This window comes from Streptomyces sp. ISL-94 (assembly GCF_018614075.1).
GTDB lineage: Bacteria > Actinomycetota > Actinomycetes > Streptomycetales > Streptomycetaceae > Streptomyces.
In genome coordinates, this window is sequence record NZ_JAGGOZ010000098.1 from 94,452 (window position 1) to 111,746 (window position 17,295).

Sequence of the window (17,295 nt, forward strand, 5' to 3'; positions counted from 1 at the left end):
ACCGCCCATCATGAGCAGCAGCACGACCTATCAGGTCCTCACCCGGGGCAAGTTCGCGCCCCTCGACGAGGAGCAGCGCGCGGCGCTGCTCGCCAAGGTCGACGACCACGGTGTGCTCAGCGCCCGGTTCACCGAAGAGGGAACGGTGAACTACGAGCGCGGACTGCACGGGTTCACCTTCCGCGTGCTGATCCCCGCGACCGACGACGACACCGAGGAGCTCGTCCTGTCGCAGGCCGAGGAACTCGCCGTGGCGGCCGTCGCGAAGCTCGGCGCCGGATGCCTCGACCTCAAGTCGGTGTCCACCGACCTGGCCAGCATCAAGATCAAGCGGAAGGGGCGCTGACCCCAAGGTCCCGGTCGGTGCGGCGCCCCGGGCGCCGCACCGGCCCGCACCGGCAGGAAGGCGGAACACTCTGATGACACCTGACGAATTCACCCTCGTGATGTCCGACCCGACACTGCGCCGCGTCTTCTCCGCGGTCGCGCTCGGTTCGTCCACCTCGTCCGAGATCCTCACGGTCGCAGGGCTCGACACCCCGGTGGCGGCCAAGGCCATCGGGCAGCTGACCCGGACGGGTCTGCTCGTGCCCGAGGGCCGCGGCCGGCTCGTCGTCAACGAAGGCGCCGTGGAGGAGGCGGCGCAGACCGCGGCCCGCCGCCGGGACGAGGAGGCCGCCGCAGAGCAGCCCGACGCCCAGCTGCGCGGCTTCGTACGCGAACGGGTGCTGGTGGGTTTGCCGGAAGAGGCCGACCACGAGGCGCGGCGCACGGTGCTGCGGCACGTGGGGGAGGCCACCTTCACCCCGGGCGAGGAGTACGACGAGCGCACGGTGACGGAGCGTCTGGAGCCATGGTGCGTGAGCGGTGTCCTCGACGCCGTGTCACTGCGCCGGGCCCTCGTCGACCTCGGGGTGCTGCGCCGGGAGTCGGGGCTGTACGGCCTCGCCGCCGCTCCGGTCGCCGCCGCCTGACACCGAGGGGCCCCCGTCCGGCCGGACGGGGGCCCCTCGGCCTTCGCTCGTTCTTCTAGGCGGGGACGGCCCGGCCCGCCGCCACGGGTGCCGGCCGGGGCCGGCGCACCGCCTCCAGTACGGCAGCCTGGTACGGGGTGAGGGCGCCGGCCCGCTCCTGCGGGAACAGCGCGGCCCAGTTCGGCTCCCGCCCGCAGGCATACAGGGTCCCGAGCGAGGCGAGCATGGAGCGGACCTCGGCCCGCCGCCTGCCGGAGGGCAGCAGCCATCCCTGCCGCTCCCCGTGTTCGAGGGTCTGGCGCACCGGGCTCAGCAGTACCGGATGGGCGCTGACCTCGAGGAACACCTCGTGTCCCGCGGCGGCCAGATGCTCCACCGCGGCCGCGAACCGCACCGGTTCCCGCAGGTTGCGCATCCAGTACGCGGCCCCGAGCCCGGCGCCCTGCACCGGCTCGGCCGTCACGGTCGAGTACATCGGCAGGCGGGTGGGGGCCGGCTCCAGGGTGCGCAGGGCGGCGTGCAGGTCCTCGCGCAGCTCCTCCACGTAGTGGCTGTGCGAGGCGACCGTCCCCTTGATCACCCGGCAGTAGACGTCCCTCGCCTCCAGCTCGCCGACGAGCGCCGCGAGCGAGTGCGAGTCCCCCGCCAGGACGGTGGAGCGGGGGCTGTTCTCCCCCGCCACGCTGATCCCGCCGCCGCTCGCCTCGGCCACCGCCTGCGCCTCGACGGGTGAGAGTTCCGTCGTGGCCAGCGCTCCCTTGCCGGAGATCCGGCGCAGCAGCGCGCTGCGCCGGCAGGCGACCATCAGGGCCTCGCGCAGGGTCAGGCCGCCGGCCGTGTGGGCGGCGGCGATCTCCCCCATGCTGTGCCCGACGACCGCGTCGGGCGTGATCCCCCAGCTGCGCCAGAGCGCCGTCAGGGCGATCTGCAGGGAGACCATCGTCGGCTGGAGGACGTCCAGTTCGTCCAACCGGGCCTCCTCGGCGGGCAGCTTCAGCTGCTCGACGACGGAGAAGCCGGCGAACTCGCGCACCAGCCGCTCGCACTGGAGCAGTGCCTCACGGAACACCAGTTGTTGTACGAGGAGTTCGCGGCCCATCCCGTACCACTGGGCGCCCTGTCCGGCGAAGACGAACACCAGCCCGGGGCGCCGGGCCGTGACCTGGGCCGGGACCCGCCCCACCTCGCCCGCACAGGCCTCTTCGAGCTGCGTGCGCAGGTCGTCGTACGAGTCGACGGCGAAGGCGATCCGGTGGGCGCCGGTCGTGCCCGTCGCCGCCTCGTGGCAGTACCGGGCGAGTGAGGGCAGTTCGCGTCCGGCACGGATCCTGTCGAGGTGGGCGTACAGCAGGACCTGGAGCAGGTCCTCGGTGCCGGCGGCGACGGCGAACAGCCGTGGACTCATGCTTCCCCCTTTCGGTTTCGGCCCGGGCGGCGGGTCATCGGCGGACGGCGATCCGGTGGCGGTAGCTCTCCATCGGCAGGCCGCTCATCCACGGCACGATGCCCAGCTTGCTGAGCGCCTTGATGGCGGGCGGCGGCTGGTAGCCCGCGAACATGCCGCCGAACATGAGGATCTGGCTGTGCGCGGCGATCTGGCGCACCAGCGGGTTCATGCGCTGCTTGCCGAGGGTGGTGCGGAAGTGGCTGCCCGGTGCCATCCGGCGCCGGACGGCCGCACGGACCCGGTCCGAGATGTCGTGGTCGGTCGTCCATTCCAGGCCCTTGGTCTCCTCCGCCGTGCGCCGCATGGTCTCCGTGCGCTGCCGGGTGTAGACGTCGATGTGGCTGAGGAAGCCGCCGGGGCGCAGCACGCGTGCGGCCTCGGCGAGGAACTTGCCGAGGTCCGGGTAGGTGTGCGAGCTCTCGATGTTGACGAGCACGTCGACGGAGCCGTCCTCGAAGGGCAGGTCCTCCGCGTCGCCGTGGACGAAGGTGAGCGCGTCCCCGCGCGACAGGGTGGCGGTGGCCCGTGCGACGGCCTTCGGTGACAGGTCCAGGCCGGTCATGCGGGCGCCGGGGGCGATGCGGGAGAGGAGGTTGAGGCCCTCCCCCATGCCGCAGCCGACTTCCAGGACGTGGCGTCCGGCGTAGTCGTCGAGGTCGATGGGGAGCTCGCGCAGGGCGAGGAAGTAGAGCTGCTCGCTGAAGCCGTCGGTCCAGGGCTCGCCGAAGCCGGGCACGCGGGCGCGGAGCTCCTCGACGAGGGCGGGGTCGTGCATGCCCCAGTTCCATAGGGCCCCGTGGCCGGAGAGCGTGGCGGCCATGTCGTAGATGGTGGCGCTGGCGGACTTCATGCCGGCGGCGTTCTCGCCGCGGCGGGCGGTGCCGGACTCGTCGAGGTTGATGTCCGCGAGACCGCTGGTGAAGGCGGTCATGACGTCAGGGGTGGCACTCATGTGGGTCTCCGGTGAGCAGGTGGGTGGTCAGGCGCTGACGGTGTCGCCGCGCACCAGGCCGAATCCTTCGGGTACGTCGGCGGGGTCGGTGCCGGTCGTGACGGGGCGGTTGTCGGCGTCGACGAACACCACGCTCGGTGCGTACGAGCGGGCATGCTCCTCGCTCATGGAGGCGTAGGAGATGATGATGACGAGGTCGCCGGGGTTGATGAGGTGGGCCGCGGCGCCGTTGATGCCGATGACCCCGCTGTCGGCCTCGCCCTCGATGACGTAGGTGCTGAGGCGGGCCCCGTTGTCGATGTCGACGATGTCGACCTTTTCGCCGGGCAACAGGTTCGCGGCGGCCATCAGCGTGGAGTCGATGGTGACGGAGCCCACGTAGTGCAGGTCCGCCTGGGTCACCGTCGCACGGTGGATCTTGGACTTGAACATCTCTCGGTACAGCACGTTCTCTCCGTTCACCAGGTCACCGGTAGCTCTTGGACGCCGTAGATGATCATGTCCGGGCGGGTGCGGACCTCGGCGGCGGGAACGCCGAGGCGCAGCCCCGGGAAGCGCCCGAACAGGGCCTCGAAGGCGACCCGCAGTTCCAGCCGGGCGAGTTGCTGGCCCACGCACTGGTGGACGCCGTGCCCGAAGGCGAGGTGCGGTACGGGCTCGCGGGTCACGTCCAGCTCGTCCGGCAGGGCGCAGAGCACCGGATCGCGGTTGGCGGCCGCGAAGGAGAGCGAGACCGCGTCCCCGGCCGCCATCCGGTGTCCCTCGAACTCCAGGTCCTCGCCCGCGGCGCGGATGCCGCCCGCGTGGACGACCGTGAGGTAGCGCAGCAGTTCCTCGACCGCCCTCTCGGCCAGGGAGGTGTCGGCGGCCAGCGCGGCCGACTGCTCGGGGTGCTCCAGCAGGGCGAAGGTGCCCAGGGCGATCATGTTCGCGCTGGTGTCGTATCCGGCGGTCAGCAGCACGGCGCCGACCGTGACGAGTTCCTCGTCCGTGAGCAGGCCCTCGGTGACGAGGGTGGCGAGCAGGTCGTCCGCCGGTTCGGCGCGCTTCGCCTCGACCAGCCCGCGCAGCAGGCCGGTGATGGCGTGCCAGCCGGCGATGGCCTCCTCGGCGCTGGAGTGCACCGCGAAGAGGGCCTTGATGGCCCGGGCGAAGGCCGGGCGTTCCGACTGGGGCACGCCCAGCAGCTCGCAGATGGCCGACGCGGCCATGGGCTCCGCAAACCGCGTCACCAGGTCGACCGGGCCCTCGCCCTTGCCGGCGGCCATGGCGTCCAGATGGCTGTCGGCGAGCTCCTTCAGCCGGGGTTCGAGGGTGCGGGTGCGGCGCGCCGAGAACCAGGCGGCCACCGCCCGCCGGTAGCGGGTGTGCTCCGGCGGGTCCATCGCCGTGAACATGCCGGGGGCCGGCTCGGTGCGGTCCGTCGCCATGGGCAGCGGGATGGGCGAGCGCAGCGCGTCCCCCCGGGAGCTCATCCGGGGGTCGGCCAGCAGTCTGCGAACCTGGGGGTAGCCGGTGACCAGCCAGCCCACGTGCCCGTCCGGGAACTCCATGCGGGCGACCGGGTGGTCCGCGCGGACCACGCCCAGTTCGGGTGCGGGGTCGAAGGGGCACCGGCCCCGGGTCATCGGCAGACCCGGGACCGTGGGAAGGCCGTCGGTCATCACACCTCGTTCTCCGGTGACAGGCGGACGGGAAGACGCTGCATCGACATCAGGTAACGCGGCTCGATCTCCTGCGGGTCGACGGCCAGCGACAGGTCGGGGAACCGCTTGAACAGTGCGGTCAGGGCGACCTCCCCCTCGATCAGGGCGAGGCTGGCGCCCAGGCAGTAGTGCGCGCCCCGGCCGAAGCCCAGGTGCGGGTTCTGCTCGCGGGTGACGTCGAGGCGTCCGGGCTCCTCGAAGACCTCGGGGTCCCGGTTCGCGGCGGCCAGCACCACCTGGATGGCCTCTCCGGGCTGCACCGTCACCCCGCCGATCTCGACGGGCTCCGTGGCGAAGCGGCGGAAGGTGTGCTTCACCGGCGCGGCGTGGCGCACGAGTTCGGCGACGGCCCGGCTGCCGAGGGAGGGATCGTTCTTCAGCAGCTCCAGCTGATCGGGGTGCTGGAGCAGGGTGAAGACCCCGAGGGCGACGAGGTTGCGGACGGTCTCGTGGCCGGCCTGTACGAGGACCATCGCCAGGGCGGTCAGCTCGTCGTCGGTCAGCCGGTCGCTGTCCTCCTCGTGGACCTGCACCAGCTCGGAGATCAGGTCGTCGCGCGGCTCGGCCTGGCGGGCGGCGATCAGTTCCCGGGTCACCCGGGCCATGCCCCGTACGGCAGGGGCGAACTGCTCGGGGTTCGGGCGCAGGGCCTGGGCGAGGGTCTCGCTCCACTCGCGCCACTGCTCGCGGTACTCCTCGTCGACGCCGAGGAGTTCACAGATGACGATGATGGCCAGCGGGTGCGCGTAGTCCGCGATCAGGTCGGGCTCGGCCTTGCCGGCGAGGCCGTCGAGCAGGCGCTCCGCCACGCGTTCGACGGCCGGGGTCAGGGCCAGCATCCGCCGGGCAGACAGGGCCCGGGTGACGAGGCGGCGGACCCTCATGTGGTCCTCGCCGTCCATGGTCAGCAGGGTGGAGTCGAACATGTCGACGATGTCCTCGGGGATGCCCCGGCTGAGCATGCTCTCGCGGTGGGAGTCGCCCGGCGGGCGGCTGCGCAGGGTCGGCTCGCCGAGCACCGTCTTGACGTCGTGGTGTCCGGTGACCACCCAGATGTCGCTGCCGTCGGCGAACTTCCCGCGGCAGACGGGCCGGGGGCCGCCGAGCCAGCGTTCCCCCGCCTTCGGGTCGGTGATGAACTTCGGGTCGGACAGGTCGAACTCGCTCGCCAAGTGGTCCGATTCGGCGCTGAGTTCCGGTGTGGGGGTCTCGGTCATGCGGTCGCTCTCGCTCCTTGCTGAGAATGCCGATCGTGCGGGTGGTGCTGTGTGTGTGGTTTCGCTGCCCCTTCGGGGCTCAGGAGCTGCGGCTTCGGAGCCCGCTGCCCACGACCTCGGCGGCCTCGGCCATCAGGCGCTCGGCGAGCACGTCGGCGTGCCGGTCCCGCCAGGCGTGCAGCGGTGTGCGGGCCAGCCACCGGTTGCAGGCGCCGAGGGCCGGTCCGCAGGGGATCTGGTAGTCGGCGACGCGGCCCGGCGTGCCCTCGATCGCCCAGGTGGCCGCCTGCGCGCAGTACCAGCGGAAGACGAGCGCCATGCGCCGCTTGGGGTCGAGGGCGGACTCGGCGGAGTTGCCGAGACGGGCGAGGATCTCCTCGAAGGAGGCCCCCAGGTAGTCGCGCTCCACCTTCGCGCGCAGGGCGGCGGGTACCACTTCCCAGGAGTCGTGGTTGCGCCACAGGTCGTGGAGCTTTCCCGCGCGGGCGTGGAACAGTACGCCCTTGCGCAACACCCTTGCCCGGCCGCCCAGTTCGAAGAGATCTCCGTAGGGCGCGAAGGCGGTGTCGTGGACGTCGGCCTCCTGGAGCAGATCCTTGGCCGCCGCGCTGGTCCCGCTCTCGGCGGTGCACGCGTTGATGGAGCCGGTGAGGACGAAGTCGGCGCCCAGGACGAAGGAGGCCGCCGCCGACTCGGGGGCTCCGATGCCGCCCCCGGCCCCGATGCGCACGGCCTCGGCCACCCCGCCGAGTTCCGCGCGCAGCCCGCGCAGTGCGGGCAGCAGCGCCCACAGGGTCGCCATGTCGGAGTGGTCCCCGGCGTCGCCCACCGCGCAGACGTCGTCGGCCAGCGCGACGCGTGCGCCCGCCTCGGCCTCCTCCGCGGTGAGCAGCCCCTCCGCCACCAGCCGGCTCACCAGCGCGGCGGGCGGCGGCTCCAGGAACAGGCGGGCGGCGTCCGGCCGGGTCACCTTCGCAAGGATCTTGCGGGGCACGTGCGCGGTGCCGTCCGCCAACACCCGGGCGCCGGTCAGCCGGTGCCGTACGAGGGCGGGCGTCGCCTCGACGTGGGTGGAGGCCTCCACGAACCGGACATCGTCCCGGATCAGTACGTCGACCAGCTCGGACTCGGCCCGCGGGTCGAAGGGGTCGTGCGTGACGTTGACCCCGAACGGCGCCCCGGCCGGGACGCGTGCGCGGATCGCCGCGACCGCCGAGGCCACGTCCCGGGCCGGGAGCCCCGAGGCGCCGTAGTACGAGAGCAGTCCGGCCCCGGCCATCCGGGCGACCAGGTCGACGGAGCCGATCCCCTGCCGCATCCCTCCGGCGGCGTAGGCGAGGCGGACGCCGTAGTCCCGCCGGAAGTCCTCCGACCCGAGCGACCCGGCGGAGGCCGTAGCGGGGCGTACGGGCCCGACCGGCTCGGGCTCGGTACGTACCGGCTCGGTACGAACGGGCTCGGACCGCCCGGGAGCGGCGGGCTCGGCAGCAGGGAGGGGGGTCGCCTCGTTGCGGATCCGGTCGATGAGCTTGGTCAGCACCTGCCCCGGACCGAGCTCGCGCACCGTGAAGTCGCCTTGGCCCATGAGGAGCCGGACGCTGTCGGTCCAGCGCACGGGTGAGGCGATCTGCCGCCGCAGGGTGGCGGCCACCTCTCCCGCCTCGTAGGGGCGCGCGTCCACGTTGGCGATGACCGGGATCTTCGGCGGCGCGAAGGCGGTGGCGTCCAGCAGCCGGCCGAACTCCTCGGCGGCGTCGGCCATGTACCGGCTGTGGAAGGGCGCACTGACGTTCAGCGGCGCGCACCGCGCACCGGCCGCCTTCAGCGCGGGCAGCGCCCGGTTGACCGAGTCCGCGGGACCGGCGATCACGGTCTGCGTGGGCGCGTTGTAGTTCGCGATGTCGACGTCGGAGAGGCCCTCGTCGCGCAGCACCCGTTCCACGAGCGCGGCGTCGACGTACGAGACGGCGGCCATCGTGCCGCCCGTGATCTGCCCCATGAGCCGGCCGCGCTCGGCGACCAGGCGCAGGCCCGTCTCGAAGTCGTACACCCCGGCGGCGAACAGGGCGGAGAACTCGCCCAGACTGTGCCCGAGGACGTAGTCGGGCAGGCGCCCGCCCTCGCCCACGGCCGCCAGCCAGGTGAGGGAGTTGACCACGTACAGCGCGGGCTGGGTGTAGCGGGTGTTCCGCAGGTTGCGGCCCGGGTCCTCCAGGCACAGCTCCCGGAGCGAGTAGCCGAGGACGGCGTCGGCGCGGGCGACGAGGTCGGGGAAGCGGTCGAACACCTCCCGGCCCATGCCCTTGGCCTGCGCGCCCTGCCCGGGGAAGACGTGGACGTCGAGCGTCGGTGCGGCGGCGGACCGGTGCGCGGCGGTCGCTGCGGGAGCGCTCACGGGGTTCACCTCGATTCTTGCGGGGGTGGCGGCGAGGCGGGGGCGCGCGTCGAGGACGGCCCGGTACAGCACCTCGTCGCGGGCGTACGGGGACAGCAGGGGCAGCACGCGGGAACGGCTGCCCTCCGGCAGGGCGGCCCGCACCAGGTTGGCCATGGACCCGGAGGGCCCCAGGTCGAGGAAGAGCAGGTCGTCCCGTTCCAGGAGCGGGCCCAGGGCCCGGGTCAGGTCGAAGGGTTCGCGGAGCACCCGCCACAGGTGTGCGGGGTCGGGTATCCGCACGGTCGTGCCGGTGGTGCCGGAGATCAGCGGGATCGTGGGCGGCTTCAGGGCCAGCTCGCCGATCAGGTCCTTGAACACGCCCTCGACCGGGTCGATCAGGGGCGAGTGGAAGGGGAACAGGACGGGCAGCCGCTGGCAGAGCGTGCCGGTGGCGTGGAGGTGCTGTTCGATCCGGTCCAGGACCTCGGCGGTGCCGGCCAGGACGAAGTTCTCCGGGGAGTTCACGGCGGCGACGTGCGCCCCCGAGAGGGCCGGGTCGCGGTCGGCGAGTCCCGGGTCGGCCAGGACCGCGAGCATTCCGCCGCGCGGGCACTCGGCCTCGAAGACGTCGACCTGGCGCAGCAGGGAGCGCAGGCAGGCGTCCGGGTCGACGGCGCCCGCGACGGCCGCCGCCGCGACCTCCCCGAGGCTGGCGCCGAGCACCGCTCCGGGTTCGAACCCGTGGGTCCGGAGCATCCGCGCCAGCGCGTACTCGACCATGAAGATGGCCGGCTGGGTGAGGGAGAACTGCGTCATCGGGTGCTCGGGGCCGCGGCCGACGCCGTGGATCGCCTCGATCACCGAGTCGCCGCGCACCGCGCGGACGGTGGCGTCCAGGGAGTCGAGGGCTTCACGGAAGACGGCGTCGGCCCCGTAGAGCCATTTGCCCATGCCGTGGTACTGGGAGCCCTGCCCCGCGAACAGGAAGACCGGCGTGAGCATCAGGAGACACGCAGGGAGGATTCGAACACCTTGTGCTGTGTGGGCAGTTGCCCGACCGACTCCACGACGAAACCGGCCTCCTCCAGGGCGCGCCGCATGGCGGGCTCGTCCAGTCCGGTGGTGCCCTCGTCGCAGGCCACGGCCTGGAACATCGCCCGCCAGCCGTCGATGTCGTTCTCCACCAGCGGCTCCACGACGAGCAGCCGGGCGTCCGCGGGGCTGTCGGCCATGGCGGTGGCGACGGTGCGCAGGATCCGGACGCAGTTCTCGTACGTCCAGTCGTGCAGCACGTTCTTCAGCAGGTAGCGGTCGGCTCCGACGGGGAGCTCGACGAAGAAGTCGCTCGGGGTGAAGTCGATGCGGTCGAGCACGTCGTCCTTCGCGACCCGCTCCAGGGCCGTGCGGCCCCTGGCGCAGACGCTGGCCCGGTCGGCGACGGTGCCGCGCAGGTCCGGGTGGGCGGCCAGCAGGCCGGGGAGCAGGCCGCCGCTGCCGCCGCCCACGTCGACGACCGTCTTGACGGCACTGAAGTCGTGCAGGCCGAGCAGGCACTGGGCCACCGGCGTCGCCAGGTCGACCATGCCCTTGTCGAACAGGTCCGCCGTCTCGGGGTGGGTCTCCAGGTAGCCGTAGAGGGATTCCCCGAAGACCTCCTGGAAGCCGGACTTGCCGGTCTTCACGGTGTGCATCAGGCCGGCGAAGGCGTCGTCGTACAACTCGGCGGCGAGGATGGCGAAGTGGCGCTGGGTGAAGGGGTGGTCCGCGCGCAGCGGCGCGTAGGCCTCGGTCAGCCGGAACTTCTCCCCGTCGCGCTCCAGGACTCCCGGCACGGTGAGCATCTGGAGGAGGCGGTGGAGGATGTCGGGGTCGGTCTCGGTGCGCTCGGCGAGTTCGGCCGAGGTCATTGATCCGCCGTCGAGGATGTCGGCTATCTCCAGGCGGGCGGCGACCGCGAGGGCCCGGGCGAACCAGCCGCTGACGGCGAGCTTGAGGATTTCCATGAGAGCGTCTCTTTCGGTTCCGTCAGGCGAGCCGACGCAGCCGGTCGGCCAGGGCGGCGGGGGTGGGGGTCTCGAACACGTCGGTCAGCGCGAGCCGGACACCGGTGATGTCCTTGATGCGCTGGGCGAGGGCGACGGCCAGCAGCGAGTGCCCGCCGTTGGCGAAGAAGTGCGCGCCGGCGTCGAGGTCGCTGCGGTCGAGCAGTTCGGCGAACAGGCCGACGACGGTGGCCGTCAGGTCGTCCTGCGCCCCGGCGGCGGAGTCTGCGCCGTGGCCGCCGACGGCCGGGCCGGAGTGCCGGGCCGCCTGTTCGGCGAGGGCCAGGTGGTCGACCTTGTCGCTGCCGGTACGGGGGAAGGCGTCCACGGCGATGAACCGGTGCGGGACGACCGAGCGCGGGAGGTGCCCGTGCGCGTGGTCCCACAGTTCGTCCACGGCCTCGGGACGGCCCGGGACCCTGACGAACGCAGCCAGATAGCCGTCCGCCCCGGGATCGCCGACGACCACGACGGCCGCCGCCTCGACGTCAGGGTGGGCGAGCAGGACCGCCTCGATTTCGGCGGGTTCGATCCGGTTGCCGCGCAGTTTGACCTGCCGGTCCATCCGGCCGAACAGCTCGATCCTGCCGTCGGTGCGCCAGCGGGCCACGTCGCCCGATCGGTGGAAGCGCCCGTACTCGGCGTTCTCACCGAAGCGTTCCGCGGTCAGGTCGGGCCGCTCGTGGTAGCCGGAGGCGACGCCGACGCCCGCGACGCACAGCTCTCCGCGGAGGCCGACCGGGAGCGGCCTGCCGTGCGGGCAGGCGATGAAGATCCGGGTGTTGGCGACGGGAGAGCCGACGTCGACCCTTCCGCCGTGGCCGGCCGGTACGCGGCCGGCGGTCGCCCAGATCGTGCTCTCGGTGGGGCCGTAGACGTTCCACAGTTCGGCGCCGGCGTCGAGCAGCCGGGTGGCCAGTTCGGCGGGCAGGGGTTCGCCGCCGGTCAGCAGGACACGTCCGGCCGTCACGTCCGCGGCCTCGTGGGCGACGAGCCGCCACGTCGTGGGGGTCGCCTGCAGCAGGCCGATGTCGTGGGCGGTGACGGCGGCCGCCAGCAGGGTGCCGTCCGTGCGCGCCTCGTCCGGGAGCACCACCGTGTGGCCGCCGTGGAGCAGCGGCATCATCAGTTCGAGCGAGGAGGTGTCGAAGCTGTAGGTGCTGAGCCAGCCGGTGGGGCGCGTGGAGCCGGCCACGCCGAAGCGTTCGGCGTAGTCGACGATGTGGTTGACGAGGCTGCCGTGCCGGATCGGGATGCCCTTGGGCTTGCCGGTCGAGCCGGAGGTGTGGATCACGTACGCGAGGGCGTCGGGGTCGGCCTTCACCGCCGCCTCGTCCACCGGCACCTGGGGCACCTGCTCCCAGTCGGTGGCGAGCACGGCGGCGTGGCCCTCCGGGGCGGTGATGCCGGCGCCGGCGATGACGACGCGGGCGCGCGTGTCGTCGAGCTGGTAGGTCAGGCGCTCCACGGGGTGGTTCGGGTCGAGCGGCAGGTAGGCCGCGCCCGCGAGCCAGGTGCCGAGCACCGAGGCGGCCAGGGCGGCGCCGCGCGGCAGGAGGAGCGCGACGACGTCGCCGGGGCGTACGCCGGCCTCGGCCAGCCGGGCGGCCGTGTCGACGGCGGCGGACCACAGGGCGCCGTACGTGGCCGTGCGGTCGCCCTCCCGTACGGCCACGGCCGCGGGGTCGGCGGCGGCGCGGCGGGCGAAGCCGGTGAGCACCGACGGCAGGCCGATCGCGCGGTCCGTGGCGTTGGCGGCGTCGATGACCTCGTGGTCGCGGGCCGACCAGGACGGCAGGGAGGAGATCGGGATGTCCGCCCCGGTACCCAGCGCGACCAGCAGGGCGTCGTATCGCTGGACCATCAGTTCGACGTCCGAGCGGTCCAGCACCCCGGTGTAGAACGCGGCGCGGACCGTGGCGGTCTCCTGGTTGGCCGAGACGAAGAATTCGAGGTCGAACTGGCTGAAGCCGTTCTCGACGACGAGGAGTTCGGCCTCGGCACCGGCGAGGGTGAAGGTGCGCTGGTCCTCGGCGAAGGGGACGTAGTTGAAGACGTGCTTGAACAGCGCGTTGCGCCAGCCGGAGCCTTCGCGTTCGACCATGTCGAGCACGTCGTCGGTCGGTACGTCCTTGTGCGCCATCGCCTCCATGAACGTCCGCCGGGTCAGGGCCGTGAGGTCCCGGAAGGTGGCGTCGCGGTCGAGCAGCAGGCGCAGGACGACGAGGTTGCTGTGGTAGCCGACCGCGTCCACCGCCTCCCGGGGGCGGGTGTTGACCGGCGAGCCGATGGTGAGGTCAGGGCCGGCGCCGTGCGCCGCGAGGAGGCCCGCGTAGGCGGTGAGGAGGACGACGGACTCCGGCGCCCGCAGCTCGCGCTGGAGGCGGCGTACGACGGCGTGGGCCTCGGGTGACAGGACGTGGGTGACCTCGTCGCCCCGGAGGGTGGTGACGGGCTGGTCGCGCTGTTCGCAGAGGAGTTCCAGGCCCGAGGAACGGAAGCCGGCCATGCGCTCCTGCCAGTAGCCGCGGCTCTCGGGGGACGGTGCGGGCTCGCGCAGGGCGGGCACCTCTGCGGGGGCCGGGTGGACGCCCTCCAGTACCGCCTCGTAGAAGGTGGCGAACTCGGCGCGCAGGATGGCCGTCGACTGCACGTCCGACACGGCGTGGTGGAGGGCCAGGCACAGCACGTCGGCGTCCGGCCCGTGCAGCAGCAGGGCGCGTACGAGGGGGCTGCCGTCCGGGGTGAACGGGCGGGCCACGAAGGCCGTCAGGACGGCCGGTTCGTCCTCCGCGCTGCCGTGGTGCTCCGCCTCCTCCAGCCCGACGGCGAGGGACGGCACGACGGCCTTGGTCAGCTCGGCGCCCTCACGGTGGTAGACCGTGCGCAGCACCTCGAAGCGCTCCGTCAGGAGTCGCAGGGCGTGCGCGGCGGCGGCGGCGTCGAGGCGGCCCCGTACGCGCAGGGCCAGCGACAGGTTGTTGGCGCCGCTGCCGGGGACCAGCTCGTCGAGGAGCCAGAGAGTGGTCTCCTTGCGGCTCGCCGGTACGCGCCCGGCCTCGGGACCGGAGCCGTCCTGGGCCGGGGTGGCCGTGGTTTCGGCGCTCACGCGTGCTCTCCCGGGCCGCCTGCCAGGACTCCGGCCACGGCTTCGGCGATGGCGGGGGTGCGCAGCAGGTCCCGGTGCTCGACCTCGAAGCGCCGCTCGTCCGCGACCTCGATGGGGGCGACGCCGGGTGTGGTGCGCATCCGGTTCAGCCCGCTGGTCACACTGGCAGAGGTGACGACCGTGGCCCCCGTCCAGCCGGGGCGCGGGTCGAGACCGGCGGCGGTGGCGAGGTAGGACATGAACGAGCCGACCAGCTGAACGAGTTCGCCGGCGTAGTCCTCGTCGAGTCCGGCCCGCCGCAGCGCCGTGGTGCCGATCGGGCGGAAGGCCGCGTACAGCCCGGCGGCGAAGGTGGCCGGGGCCACGTCGGGCTGCCCGGCAAGCCGCTCGGCGGCCCCGGACAGCTCGGCTATCTCCTCGGGGGTCAGAACGGTGGTCATGTTGCCGACGACCCGGCCGAACTGGAGGTGGACGGTGGGAACGTCGACCAGTTCGGGGTCGAACAGCACCACACGGGGGACGGTCGTCTGCCGTGCGCCGATCTTCTCGGCGAGTACGCCGGCGAAGACGGAGCCCGCGCAGTACCCGAGCACGGCGCGGACCGTGCGACCGGATGCGGCCACCTCGGAGAGCCAGGGCTCCAGGTAGCTGTCGTCCAGGGGGTCGGTCTCGGGGTCGCGGACCGGGGCGACGGTCTGCCACAGGTCGCAGTCCAGCTTCAGACCGGGCGCCAGATCGGCGAACCCACCCTCATTCCTCCCCGTCACCGGGAAATCGGCCGCGAGCACGATATCGGTGTCGGCGTCGGATCCTGCATCCGAAACGATATTCCACACGGTGGGGCTGGGCATATCAAGATCCCCCGAAAGTAAAAGTTTCATCGATTTGTTTTCTCGACCATCTCCGGCCAGACCAGGCCAGATCCTAGGGTCGCCAATCGACACTGTCCACAAGGAATCGATCATGGACGGCCCGCCATCCGGCCAGGGAAACTCCGGACCGCAAGGGAATCACGCCAAGGGATTTCGGACACGAGGGAGGGAGTTTCCGCCAACCCGCATCACCTCCCGGCCCCACTTTCAGGAAGTTTCATAGGACACACACCCACTCGCATGCGCGGGGCCCGCCTGGGAGGTCGACCGGAGCCCCCGAGGGGAACTTCCCGTATGTCCTGATGTGTCGTGTGACAGTCACCATACGAGACAGCTTCCGACCGCAAGCGCCGACTCCGGATCCTCTGACGCGGTAGGGGATCCGGCCGGGGCCCCGCAGATTGGCGGAAAAACGAGGGCCACGGCGAGCGGGTGCACCCCGCCCCCGGCCGCGAGACCGTCGTTTCGCCGGAATCAGGCGCCGAGCTCCCCGATCCACCCGCGGCCCGCAGCAAGTCGGCCGGGGCCTCCGCCGACGCCGCCATGCGGTCCTGTTCGCGACAGATGACGGCCGGCCAGAAGACATTCGGCCATTTCGCATCCATTGCAAGCGCCACTCGCAGAATGCTTTCGTCAAGGCACTCGGGGACACACCAACCGCATGGACGACCGGATCAACGCACGCCAAGCAGCACAGCAACGCCTTCCGTGACCACGTCTCGCCCGACTTCGAGTACCAGGCCGTGAATCCGAAATATCCGCTCCGGACCTGGGTCGCGAGTGGACCGACCGCGTCAACCAGGGCTTCCCGGCTCAAGAACCGCCGGAAATGAGCCTCCACACTCCTGACCGAAATCCGAGGCCGTGACCAAGGCTGCCGACGCGCGGCCGCACGCACGCGACTGCCGCGGCGGTCTACCGTGGCGCGCTCGACGTCCCCACCGCCGACCTGCCGTTCGGCGGGAACTGCAACGCCCTCACCCAGGCAGCCGGACGCAACCGCTCCGGCATGCCGATCTGTTCAACGACATCCGCGCGTCGATCGTCCAGCTCGCGACCCAGACCTCGGCCAACGCCAACAGGCAGCACACTGCCCGCTCGCTGATGCTGCTCATCCAGATGGCGTCGGAGGCAGCCCGCTTCAAGGACCTCGAAGGAGTCTCCCGCGCCGCGGTCGGCGGACTGGGGCGTCCTGTCCGACTTCTACTGGAACCTCCGCGGGATGGGCAACACCTCCACACCGAGGGCGCCGCTCACCCCCGGCATCGGGACCATCGAGAACGTGGACCAGGTCCGATGGTATGTACGGGTCCTCCACACCTCCAACGTAAGCCGGAACTACCCCAACCCGTCACGCGACGAACTCTGACACAACCAGGCGGAGCCCCGACGCCGTTCAGGGCGGTTGGCCACAGGCGGATGCCGACGACCACCACAATCACCGCGATCAGGCCGATGTCCCTCTTCGCGGCAGAGCTGTTCATCGCCCGTCACACTGCCCCCGACATCCGTCCGCTGCGTCTTATGCCGCTCGCGCCGCCGTCGCACAGGTGGGGCAGTGCCCCGTTCTCCGCCCCGCCGCCCGCCACACGGCCGCCGCCGGGCCCAGATTTAGTTGGGCGGGCCGAGGAACGGCCGCTGTCGGACCTGCCGCTCGGTGACGTGCGCGTGGGCGGCAAAGAGAGCCGCGCTGCAGTCGCGGCAAACGTCGACGGCCGTGCTGATGGTTCCTCGGGCCGCGGCAGCGCCCGCAGCTGATCGAGCATCAGCGTGTATGGCCGGGGCCCGAGCACCTCCAGCCGCCAGCCGCGCCGGTCGGCGGCTACCCGGCCGGCCAACCACACCGAGCCGCTCCGCCGCGCCCTGAGGTCAGTTACTCAGCTTGTCCGCCGTGGCGGCATCACCGTCACGGCGGGAGGGCTGGCGCAGCCCGAACGGCTGCGCGGCTGGCCGACACATGGGGCCCGGCCCAGACGAGGACCCACGAGACGACCCTCCACCGGTGACAACCTGCCAGAAGCCATGTCACGCGAGCGTCAAACGGGCATCACGAGCGTCATTTCAGCGTCAAGATATCGCCTGTAGCGCCCACAACGCACATCATGGGGCACCAACAAACCTGCAGGTCAGGCGCCCTTGGCGATCGACTCAAGGACCGCGACGCACTCCACGCGGTGCGTCATCATGCGCCACAACGTATGAACTTGAGGTCTTCCTCTCGCTACGAAGCTCCGACCCGCGGTCCGGCAGCTGCCGTGGTCGGTGCTACAGGCGGACGGGGTCGTGCGTCAAATCGACATCCCTGCCCGGCGTCTGGCGGCTCTCAAACCCGTCCCCGTGCCCTCGCGGCTCGCGCGGCCGCACACCGTGGTCGGGGCACATAATGCACATGGCTCTAACCTGCAGGTCAGAGGCCCTTTCCAATGGGCTCGAGGATCGCGACGCACTCGACATGGTGGGTCATCGGGAACAGATCCAGCCAAAACATGTGGAAGAAAAGCGCAGGTCAGAGCCTTGCTGACCCAACTTCGCGGCGTGAGTGATGTGCTTTATGGGTGCTGCGTGCAGAATCGTGACGCTGACCTGCAATGCCGGTGAG

At 71.8% G+C, this 17,295-nt stretch carries 12 protein-coding genes; 3 read left to right on the top strand and 9 right to left on the bottom strand.

Features of this window, described 5'->3' with window-relative positions:
- The first annotated feature begins 10 nt into the window (after window positions 1-10).
- Both J7E94_RS27570 and J7E94_RS27575 read left to right on the top strand, forming a co-directional pair.
- Window positions 11-346 carry a DUF6204 family protein gene (locus tag J7E94_RS27570; RefSeq protein WP_215019514.1) on the top strand — a complete coding sequence of 112 codons (336 nt, stop codon included), beginning with the start codon at window positions 11-13 and terminating at the stop codon, window positions 344-346.
- Window positions 347-419: 73 nt separating this feature from the next.
- Window positions 420-974 (top strand): DUF2087 domain-containing protein, encoded by a 555-nt coding sequence (locus tag J7E94_RS27575; protein WP_215019515.1) that lies wholly within the window; start codon window positions 420-422, stop codon window positions 972-974.
- Window positions 975-1,029: 55 nt separating this feature from the next.
- Here J7E94_RS27575 and J7E94_RS27580 read toward each other — a convergent pair whose 3' ends face one another.
- The 9 genes from J7E94_RS27580 to J7E94_RS35795 all read right to left on the bottom strand — a co-directional run bounded on the left by J7E94_RS27580 (window position 1,030) and on the right by J7E94_RS35795 (window position 14,591).
- Window positions 1,030-2,379 (bottom strand): acyltransferase domain-containing protein, encoded by a 1,350-nt coding sequence (locus J7E94_RS27580; RefSeq protein ID WP_215019516.1) that lies wholly within the window; start codon window positions 2,377-2,379, stop codon window positions 1,030-1,032.
- A 34-nt stretch (window positions 2,380-2,413) separates the two neighbouring features.
- The gene (locus J7E94_RS27585; protein WP_215019517.1) at window positions 2,414-3,373 is read right to left on the bottom strand and encodes a class I SAM-dependent methyltransferase; all 960 of its coding nucleotides are present in this window, start codon (window positions 3,371-3,373) and stop codon (window positions 2,414-2,416) included.
- 27 nt (window positions 3,374-3,400) lie between these two features.
- On the bottom strand, window positions 3,401-3,817 hold the full coding sequence (panD, locus tag J7E94_RS27590; protein ID WP_215019529.1) for an aspartate 1-decarboxylase: 417 nt from the start codon (window positions 3,815-3,817) through the stop codon (window positions 3,401-3,403).
- A gap of 14 nt (window positions 3,818-3,831) precedes the next feature.
- Window positions 3,832-5,037, bottom strand: a complete 1,206-nt coding sequence (locus tag J7E94_RS27595; RefSeq protein WP_215019518.1) for a cytochrome P450 — start codon at window positions 5,035-5,037, stop codon at window positions 3,832-3,834.
- Window positions 5,037-6,296: a cytochrome P450 gene (locus tag J7E94_RS27600; RefSeq protein ID WP_215019519.1), complete on the bottom strand. Its 1,260-nt coding sequence runs from the start codon at window positions 6,294-6,296 to the stop codon at window positions 5,037-5,039. The genes J7E94_RS27595 and J7E94_RS27600 overlap by 1 nt, the downstream gene beginning before the upstream one ends.
- A 79-nt stretch (window positions 6,297-6,375) precedes the next feature.
- A complete protein-coding gene (gene fabD, locus J7E94_RS27605) occupies window positions 6,376-9,675 on the bottom strand; it encodes an ACP S-malonyltransferase (protein WP_215019520.1) in 3,300 nt (1,099 codons plus the stop codon).
- Window positions 9,675-10,676 (bottom strand): methyltransferase, encoded by a 1,002-nt coding sequence (locus J7E94_RS27610; protein WP_215019521.1) that lies wholly within the window; start codon window positions 10,674-10,676, stop codon window positions 9,675-9,677. The genes fabD and J7E94_RS27610 overlap by 1 nt, the downstream gene beginning before the upstream one ends.
- Before the next feature lie 22 nt (window positions 10,677-10,698).
- A complete protein-coding gene (locus tag J7E94_RS27615; RefSeq protein WP_215019522.1) occupies window positions 10,699-13,824 on the bottom strand; it encodes an amino acid adenylation domain-containing protein in 3,126 nt (1,041 codons plus the stop codon).
- Window positions 13,821-14,591, bottom strand: a complete 771-nt coding sequence (locus J7E94_RS35795; protein ID WP_215019523.1) for a hypothetical protein — start codon at window positions 14,589-14,591, stop codon at window positions 13,821-13,823. Before J7E94_RS35795 ends, J7E94_RS27615 begins: the two co-directional genes overlap by 4 nt.
- A gap of 969 nt (window positions 14,592-15,560) precedes the next feature.
- On the opposite strand from J7E94_RS35795, the gene J7E94_RS36055 reads away from it, so the two are divergent.
- Window positions 15,561-16,454, top strand: a complete 894-nt coding sequence (locus tag J7E94_RS36055; protein ID WP_215019524.1) for a ribosome-inactivating family protein — start codon at window positions 15,561-15,563, stop codon at window positions 16,452-16,454.
- Window positions 16,455-17,295 lie beyond the last annotated feature (841 nt).